Raw genomic sequence first — 8608 nt, 5'->3', positions numbered from 1 at the left:
CTGGATGAACCGACCAACGATCTGGACATCGAAACCCTGCGCGCCCTCGAGAACGCCCTGCTGGAGTTCCCGGGTTGTGCCATGGTCATCTCCCACGACCGCTGGTTCCTCGACCGTATCGCCACTCACATCCTCGACTATCAGGATGAGGGCAAGATCGAGTTCTTCGAAGGTAACTTTACCGAATACGAAGAGTGGAAGAAGAAGACCTACGGCGCCGAGGCCATCCAGCCGCACCGCGCCAAGTACAAGCGTATCGCCAAGTAAGCGGTCAGTCGGCGCAAGCCGTACCATCGCAGCTGCGACCAGCGTCACAAGGGGAGCTCCGGCTCCCCTTTCTGTTGCCTTTTGGCTTACAATCCAAGACGGATAACATTGCATGGATGTACTGAAATGACCAAAAAACTGACCATCCAGATCCGGGTTGAACCGGGTTGTCTCGGGCCGGATGGCAAGACACATATAGAGACCTTCTGTGCCGCTGCTGCCAAGATTTTTGCCGCCGTGGAGCCCGAGCTGGTGAGCTGGGTGCTGATCCCCCGCTATGACAAGCAGCTGCCGGAGCAAGAGTTCTTTATCGAGGGGCGCAAGCTGACCGAAGAGCAGGCAAGCCTGTTTCTGCGCCGCTTCGGCCGTGAACTGGGTGAAGTGCAAGACCGGCTCGACTCGGTGCTGGCCCAGCTGGTCGAGCGCTACTTCAAAACCCTTTAAGCCTCCAATTTTCGATAAAAGGTTCTCTGCTGAGAACCTTTTTTCATGCTCAAAAAGCAAACGTTTGAATTTTTACTCTATTCATTGATCTGCTTCGCAGATCCGGGGTTTGTAAACGGCGCCGCCTGTGTAAAAATGTGCGCGCTGTCACGGTATCAGGACGAGTCTGGTTACTTAACCGCCAGAAACAGGGCAATTTACCCCGCATGGATGGGATAGCCCGTTCCCCTGCTGCTTATTTCACGTCACCTATTGGAATCCAACATGAATCAACAACACCAAGCTGCCAATCAGGCCGCCGGGCAAGGATTGCTTGAGCGCCTGTTTGCCCTGCAAGGCCATGGCACTACCGCCCGCACCGAAGTGATCGCAGGTATCACCACCTTCCTGACCATGGTCTACATCGTGTTCGTCAACCCGCAGATCCTCTCTGCTGCGGGCATGGACACCCAGGCCGTGTTCGTCACCACCTGCCTCATCGCCGGTATCGGCAGCATCCTGATGGGCCTGTTGGCCAACCTGCCGATCGCGCTGGCCCCCGCCATGGGCCTCAACGCCTTCTTCGCCTTCGTGGTGGTCGCCGGCATGGGTTACTCCTGGCAAGTGGGCATGGGCACCATCTTCTGGGGTGCCATGGGTCTGTTGATCCTCACCCTGCTGCGGGTGCGCTACTGGCTGATCGGCAACATTCCGCTCACCCTGCGGGTTGGCATCACCGCCGGTATCGGTCTGCTGATCGCCCTGCTCGGCCTGCACAACGCCGGGATCGTTGTGGCCAGCCCCGCGACCATGGTGACCGTGGGCAACCTGACCTCCCTGCCCTGCCTGCTGGGGCTGCTCGGCTTCTTCCTGATCTGCATCTTCTCCGCCCGCGGCGTCCACTCCGCCGTGCTGATCGCCATCGTGATCACCACGGGTCTGGGCTGGCTGTTTGGCGATGTCACCTTCAAGGGCTTCGTCTCCATGCCCCCCAGCATCGAGCCAGTGTTCGGCCAGCTGGATCTGATGGGTTCGCTCGACATCAGCCTGGCCGGCATCATCTTCTCCTTTATGCTGGTCAACCTGTTTGACTCTTCCGGCACCCTGATCGGCGTCACCAACCGCGCCAAGCTGGCCGATGACAAGGGCCACTTCCCGCGCATGAAACAGGCGCTGATGGTGGATAGCGTGAGCTCCGTCGGCGGCGCCTTCATGGGCACCTCCTCGGTCACCGCCTTTATCGAGAGCAGCTCCGGCGTCGCCGTCGGCGGCCGTACCGGTCTGACCGCCATCGTGGTCGGCCTGCTGTTCCTGCTGGCTATCTTCTTCTCCCCGGTCGCCGCCATGGTGCCGGCCTATGCTGCCGCTGGCGCCCTTATCTATGTGGGCGTGCTGATGTGCTCCGAGCTGACCCGGGTGAAGTGGGAAGATTTGACCGAAGCGGTACCGGCCTTTATGACCGCCGTCATGATGCCGTTCAGCTTCTCCATCACCGAGGGGATCGCCGTCGGCTTTATCTCCTACTGCGTGATGAAGGCGGGTACCGGCCGCTGGCGCGAGATCAACCCCTGCGTGCTGGTGGTGGCCCTGCTGTTCGTGCTCAAGTTCGTCTGGGTCGATAGCCACTGATAATGACCAGCACAATCCGATGGGCTCCCGACAGGGAGCCCATTTTTATTTGCCGGATCATGCTTCTCGCCCCTGCGCTGTGACGCGGGGGCCTGACAGTGCTAGATTGGCAGCCACCATTTTGAACCGGCAGCGTTGTTAACCTCGTGTCGTTAACCCGCTGTCGTGAACCACAAGGACGGCAACCGTGGCCCAGCACTCTCCCTCTTTCTCCGCCCTCTCCCCCCTGCTGCAAGAACAGGCCGAGCGCCAATGGCAGCGGCTGATCGAACTGGCCCCCGACTATGGCTCGCTGCCCGAGCCCGTTCGCCAGACCCTGCTGACCCTGCTCGCCCTCTCCGATTTTGTCGCCGACTCTCTCTTCAAGCAGCCGGCGTTGCTGACCGAACTGCTCGCCTCCGGAGAACTGGATCAGGCCGAGCGCTGGCCCGCCTACCAGCGCGATCTGACCGCCCTGCTCGCCGAGGTAAGCGATGAAGAGGCGCTCAAGCGCATCCTGCGCCAGTTCCGCCGCAGCCGCATGCTGGTGATCGCCTGGCGCGAGCTGCTGGGCCACGCGACAGTAGAAGAGAGCTTTATCCACCTCACCAAACTGGCGGATGCCCTGATCTGCTCCGCCCGCGACTGGCTCTACGCCAAACAGTGCGGCGAGCTGGGCACCCCGATGGACGGCAACAGCAACCCACAGCCGCTGCTCATTCTCGGCATGGGCAAGCTCGGCGGTGGCGAGCTCAACTTCTCCTCGGATATTGACCTTATCTTCACCTTCCCCGAAAACGGCTACACGGTTGGCGGGCGGCGCGAACTCGCCAACCAGCAGTTCTTTATCAAGCTGGGCCAGCGCATCATCAACGCCCTCCACCAGCCCACCCAGGATGGTCAGGTGTTCCGGGTCGACATGCGGCTGCGCCCCTTTGGCGATGCGGGGCCACTGGCCATCTCCTTTGCCGCCATGGAGGATTATTACCAGCATCACGGCCGCAACTGGGAGCGCTACGCCATGGTCAAGGCGCGGGTGCTGGGCCCCCAATGCGAGCACGCAGTGGAGCTCGCCGAAATGCTGCGCCCCTTTGTGTTTCGCCGCTATATCGACTTCGGCGTTATCGACGGTCTGCGCCAGATGAAGGCGATGATCGCCGCCGAGGTGCGCCGCAAGGGGCTGGAGGGCAATATCAAGCTGGGGGCTGGCGGCATCCGTGAAGTGGAGTTTATCGCCCAGGCGCTGCAGCTTATTCGCGGCGGTCGTGAACCGGCGCTGCGGGTGCGCCACCTGCCCGAAGCGCTGGCCGCCATCGCCCAATGTGGCGCCCTCGAATCTGCCCATTGCGATCGCTTGCTGGAGACCTATCGCTTCCTGCGCCGGGTCGAGAACATATTGCAGGAGATCGGCGATCAGCAGACCCAAACCCTGCCCACCGAAGAGCGGGATCGCCAGCGGCTGATCGCTGCCCTCGGCTTTGCTGACTGGGGCGCCTTTATGGCTCATCTGGATGAGGAGATGGCCGCCGTCCATCAAGAGTTCGCCGCCGTGGTGGGGGAAGAGAAGGAGGCCCCCGCCCATCTGGAGCAGCTCTGGCTCGATCTGTGGCGCACCGAGCTCGACGCCGCCGAGCTGGAAAAATTGCTGACTGCACAGGGGGGGGCCGAGCCCGCCCCGCTCTGCGCCGCGCTGCTGCGTTTCAAGGAGGAGTACAAGCGCCGTCAGGTGGGGCCGCAGGGGCGCATCGCGCTGGACTGGCTGATGCCGGAGCTGCTGCGACTGGTGGTCGCCAGCGAGCAGCCCGCCCGCCTGTTCGAACGGGTATGTGAGCTACTGACCCGCATCTTCACCCGCAGCGCCTATCTGCAACTGCTGGCGGAAAACCCGGGCGCCCTGCGCCAGCTGGTGCGGCTGTGCGACGCCAGCCATCTGGTGAGTGAACAGCTGGCCCGCTACCCGATTTTGCTGGACGAGCTGCTTGATCCCCAGCACCTCTACCACCCCACCCCGCTCGATCAGTACAAGCCCCAGCTGCGCCAGTTCCTGCTGCGCATACCCGAAGAGGACGTGGAGCAGCAGATGGAGGCGCTGCGCCAGTTCAAGCAGGTGCAGCTGCTGCGCATCGTGGCGGCCGATATCGCTGGCGCCCTGCCGCTGATGAAGGTGAGCGACCACCTCACCTGGCTGGCGGAGGCGATCACCGAGGAGGTGGTTAATCAGGCATGGGCCCAGATGAGCGAGCGCTACGGGGTGCCACCCGAGGTGGTGCTGAGCGGTCAGCGCGGCTTTGCGGTGGTGGCTTATGGCAAGCTGGGTGGCATCGAGCTCGGTTACGGCTCGGATCTAGATCTGGTGTTCCTGCACGGCGGCGACCCCAACAGCTACACCGACGGGCGCAAACCCATCGACAGCCGCCAGTTCTACCTGCGCCTCGCCCAGCGGATCCTGCACCTGTTCAGCACCCGCACCCCCTCCGGCATTCTCTACGAGATCGATATGCGGCTGCGCCCCTCCGGCGACTCCGGCCTGCTGGTCTCGTCCCTCTCGGCCTACGAGCAGTACCAGCAAAACGAGGCGTGGACCTGGGAGCATCAGGCGCTGGTGCGGGCTCGCCCCATCTATGGCGATGACGCCATCGTTGCCGAGTTTGCCCGTATCCGCCGCGATGTGCTGGCCAAGGAGCGAGATCTGCCGACCCTGGCCCGCGAGGTGCGCGAGATGCGCCACAAGATGCGGGATCACCTGCTCAAAGCCGGTGCCGGCGAGTTCGACCTCAAGCAGTCCCCCGGCGGCATGGTGGATATCGAGTTTATCGCCCAGTATCTGGTGCTGGCCCACGCCTGCGGCGAGCCCGACGCCCTCACCCGCTGGTCCGATAACGTGCGCATCTTCGATGAGTGCGTGATGGCGGGGGTGCTGACGCTGGAGCAGGCGGAGGGGCTGAAGCAGGCCTATCTGGAGATCCGCAACCTCGGCCATCGCCTCAACCTCTCGGAGATCTCCCGCAAGGTGAGCGACGATCAGCTGCAGAGTGAGCGCAGCCATGTCCTCGGCGTCTGGCAAACCCTGCTGGGGGAGTAATTCCCGCCAGCGGCAATGAAAAAGGGCCCGCCTGAAGCAATTCAGGCGGGCCCTTCCCTATAGAGTTGCCAGGCCAATGCCTAGTCCGATACGACACTCACAGAACGGTCTCCACAATAAGAAAGAGCCCGCACGGGGCGGGCTCTGCATGGGGATAAAACGAAAGGCTGGGGCTATTTGAACAATCCCTTGAGCAGCTGGTCGGCCACCCCTTTGACGGCATCGTTGTCGGCCTTGTCCCCCAGCAGCTTCTTGAGGCCGCGTTCGGCCTCCTTGCGCGCCTTATCCTCCAGCAACTTGTTGTTGCTGAGCAGCGCCTTCACGTCGAGCTGGTAGCTGGGGGCTTGCCAGTGGCCACCGATCCGCACCGGAATGGTGATCTCCTTCAGCTCATCCACATCCTTTCCTCCCTGCCCCTTGCTGCTCTCGACAATGGAGGTGAGGAACAGGAAGTCGAGGCTCTCCGGCACCAGCGCCGTCTGCCCCTCCCCCTTGACCCGCAAGGCGGGGGCAAAGAGCTGGATGTCGTTGCTGCGGGCGATGCCGTCGGCAATCTGGAAGCTGGCGGTGAGGGCGCTGAAGTCGGTCTTGCGCGCCTCCTTCACCTGCTCGGCCCCCTTGCCGCTGAGGGTGGCCCGCGCCTCGCGGATCATTTCCGCTAGGTTGATGCCGTGCAGGGCTCCGTCGCTCAGTTTCAATGTGACCTTGCCCCGCATCCCGTTGCGCAGTGCCAATGCAGAGAGACCGCGCCCCTGCACCTGCACATCGAGATCGCCCTTGCCCTCCAGCAGATCGCTCTGGGCCAGAGTCTGCAGCAAGGGACGAATGTTCACTCCGGCCACCTGCTTGTGCACCTTGTAGGTGGCGGGTTGCTGGCGCGCGTCGAGTACCCCGTTCGCGTTTACCTGACCGCCAGCAACGGTCGCGCTGAACTGTTTGAGCGTCAGCAGTCCCTTGGCCAGAGCCACCTGCAGATCGACTGCGCCGAGAGCCAGCCCTTTCAGGCGCAGACCGCCGAGTTGCAGCCGACCATCCAGATCCACCCCCTTGAGCGCGCCCAGATCCGGTTCAACCGCGGAGAGGGCTTCGCGCTTGCCGGTTGCCGCTTTATTGTCACTTGCAGCGGTATTTGAAGCACCGGCCGCCGATTTGCCCTCTTTCGCTTGTGTTGGAGTGGCCGGTGTCGAATTGGCGAGCCATTTGTCGAGATCCAGCTTCTCACCCTTGAGATCGAAAGTGATTGCAGGAACAGCACCAAGCTGCACGGTTCCATCACCACTCAGCAGCGCCTCATCGGCACTCATCACAAGCTTGCTCAGAGTAATCAACTGCTTGTCGAGTTCGGCACGGGCAAACCCGGCCAGTTTCAGCTTCATCTGCGGGCGCGGCAGGGCATCACCTTCCAGCGCTGCCGTCAGCAGCACATCGGAGAGCTCGGCCAGCTTCATCTCTTTATCGAGCCGTCCCTTGAGTGTTCCTTCCAGCGAGCCAGCCAGTGAAGCTTGCTGCCCCCCTACCTTGGCCCCCTTCAGCGCCAACGTGAGGTTGCTCCACTCACCAAGGGCCAGTCGGTCTGCCTTGATGGAGAAACTGTCGAGTCGCAGGGACGGGTCACTCAGGCTGCCACTGATGTTCAAGTCTTTCAGTTCACTCGCCATCACCTCCTGCGCCAGCTTGATCTGGGTCTGCCCTTTAACATCGAAAGCAAGCTTGTCGGCACTTCCCTTGGCGGCCAGCGTCACGGGTACCCACTGACCGGTGGCCAGCTGCCCCATATCGAGATCGAGGCGATCCAGTCGCAGCGACGTGCCGTTGCGATCATCCTGTACCAGCGCACTGGCCTGGGAGAGCGCGACACCCTGCAAGCTGATCTGCCAGGGCTTGCTGTCAGCGGTTGGCGCAGGGGTTGCGGGGACGACCGGTTCGCTTGCATCAGCAGTGGCATCTTTGATCAGTCCGCTCAGATTGGAGCTGCCATCAGCCTTGGTCTGGATAAAGAGATGGGCGCCACTCAGGGTCACCTTGCCAATCTCCAGACGATGTGAGAGCAGCGGCAACAGGGCCACCGAGGCCTCGCCCTGTTCGAAACGAACCAGATCCGGCTCGGCAAAACCGGCCGGATTGCGCAGAGCCACCTTCTCCAGCGAGAGGCCGAGACTCGGCCAGAAACGCCAGTCAATCTCCCCCGCCATCACCAGCTCCCGGCCCGTGCTCTTGCGCACCTGTTCAGCCAGTTGGGGTTTGAATTGATTGGGGTCGATAAGGCTTATCAACGTCACTATGGCCAGCAAGGCCGCCACGGCGATGCCGAGCAAGATGAGAACTATCTTCTTCACGATATGCTCCTTGAATCCGGATCCACTGCAGACTATACCATTCACCGTCTGACGAATGGCGTCTGCGGGACAAAAGCGGACAAGGATGAGACAGGGATGGTCGCTGCCAATCCCCATCGTCATCAGCAGGGATCAGGCTTGCAAAGGGGATTGCTGCAACCGCGCCATCGCGGTACGCGTCGACTCGAAAGCAAAGCGGGACAAGGGGATATCGCTAATCTTCAACCACTGACAGGCGGCCACATCGTCAGCCGGCTGGATGACCGGTTTTTCACTCAGCTTGATGGCGAAAAAGGTGTCACAGGTGTGATAGGTGATGCCATCGTAGGGGTAAATATTGGGGAAGGAACCGAGATAGGTAAAAGGTTGAGCGCTGACATCGAGTCCCAGCTCCTCCTGCAACTCGCGCACCAGCGCCCCCTCCAGCGACTCGCCGGGATCGACAAATCCTCCAGGCAGATCCAGCAACCCCTTGCCCGGATTGCCGGCCCTCACCGCAACCAGCACCTCGTCCTGCCAGCAAAGCGCCACCATCACCGCCGTCGCCACATTCTGGAAAAAATGAAAACCGCAGCCACAGCGAAACTCTTTGGGGCTGACGCTCTGCAGGGTTTGACCGCCGCATTTTGGACAAAACATGGGCTATCTCCGACGAAATAAAGCGCCATTTTAAGCTGTTGCGACCGCTTTTTATGAGTAAAACAGACGGGGAAAACGAGGAATTCAAAGGGAGAGGAATAAAACGGAGCAATTATCAGGCTATTTGCTGAATTTCAGCCAATAAAAAACCCCGCTCATCGAGCGGGGTTTCTTGTATTGGGTGCCTGGCAGTGTCCTACTCTCGCATGGCGAATGCCACACTACCATCGGCGCTACCGCGTTTCACTTCTGA

The 8608-nt window shown here is 61.4% G+C and carries 5 protein-coding genes and 1 pseudogene; 4 read left to right on the top strand and 2 right to left on the bottom strand.

Going from position 1 to position 8608, the window contains the following annotated elements:
* From G5358_RS18975 to glnE, 4 genes and pseudogenes are all read left to right on the top strand, one after another.
* A pseudogene (locus G5358_RS18975) lies at positions 1-267 on the top strand (energy-dependent translational throttle protein EttA); the annotation flags it as partial.
* A gap of 126 nt (positions 268-393) precedes the next feature.
* A complete protein-coding gene (locus G5358_RS18970) occupies positions 394-711 on the top strand; it encodes a hypothetical protein (protein ID WP_421324704.1) in 318 nt (105 codons plus the stop codon).
* A gap of 264 nt (positions 712-975) precedes the next feature.
* A complete protein-coding gene (locus G5358_RS18965; protein WP_421324703.1) occupies positions 976-2319 on the top strand; it encodes an NCS2 family permease in 1344 nt (447 codons plus the stop codon).
* A gap of 187 nt (positions 2320-2506) precedes the next feature.
* Positions 2507-5380: a bifunctional [glutamate--ammonia ligase]-adenylyl-L-tyrosine phosphorylase/[glutamate--ammonia-ligase] adenylyltransferase gene (gene glnE / locus G5358_RS18960; protein WP_421324701.1), complete on the top strand. Its 2874-nt coding sequence runs from the start codon at positions 2507-2509 to the stop codon at positions 5378-5380.
* A 173-nt stretch (positions 5381-5553) separates the two neighbouring features.
* Here glnE and G5358_RS18955 read toward each other — a convergent pair whose 3' ends face one another.
* Positions 5554-7716, bottom strand: coding sequence for an AsmA family protein (locus G5358_RS18955; protein ID WP_421324699.1), 2163 nt, complete (start codon positions 7714-7716; stop codon positions 5554-5556).
* A gap of 132 nt (positions 7717-7848) precedes the next feature.
* Entirely contained in the window at positions 7849-8355 is a 507-nt protein-coding gene (locus G5358_RS18950) for an NUDIX domain-containing protein (protein WP_323916094.1), read from the bottom strand.
* Positions 8356-8608: the final 253 nt, after the last annotated feature.

Source organism: Aeromonas sp. 604176 (genome assembly GCF_049170755.1).
Taxonomy (GTDB): domain Bacteria; phylum Pseudomonadota; class Gammaproteobacteria; order Enterobacterales; family Aeromonadaceae; genus Aeromonas; species Aeromonas veronii_A.
The sequence above is the reverse complement of the archived record's forward strand: the minus strand, read 5'-3'. Positions and strand labels throughout refer to the sequence as shown.

Bases quoted from the DNA above. Each gene is read 5' to 3' on its own strand.
- G5358_RS18970 (WP_421324704.1), top strand. From the start codon at position 394: ATGACCAAAAAACTGACCATCCAGATCCGGGTTGAACCGGGTTGTCTC.
- G5358_RS18965 (WP_421324703.1), top strand. From the start codon at position 976: ATGAATCAACAACACCAAGCTGCCAATCAGGCCGCCGGGCAAGGATTG.
- G5358_RS18950 (WP_323916094.1), bottom strand. From the start codon at position 8,355: ATGTTTTGTCCAAAATGCGGCGGTCAAACCCTGCAGAGCGTCAGCCCC.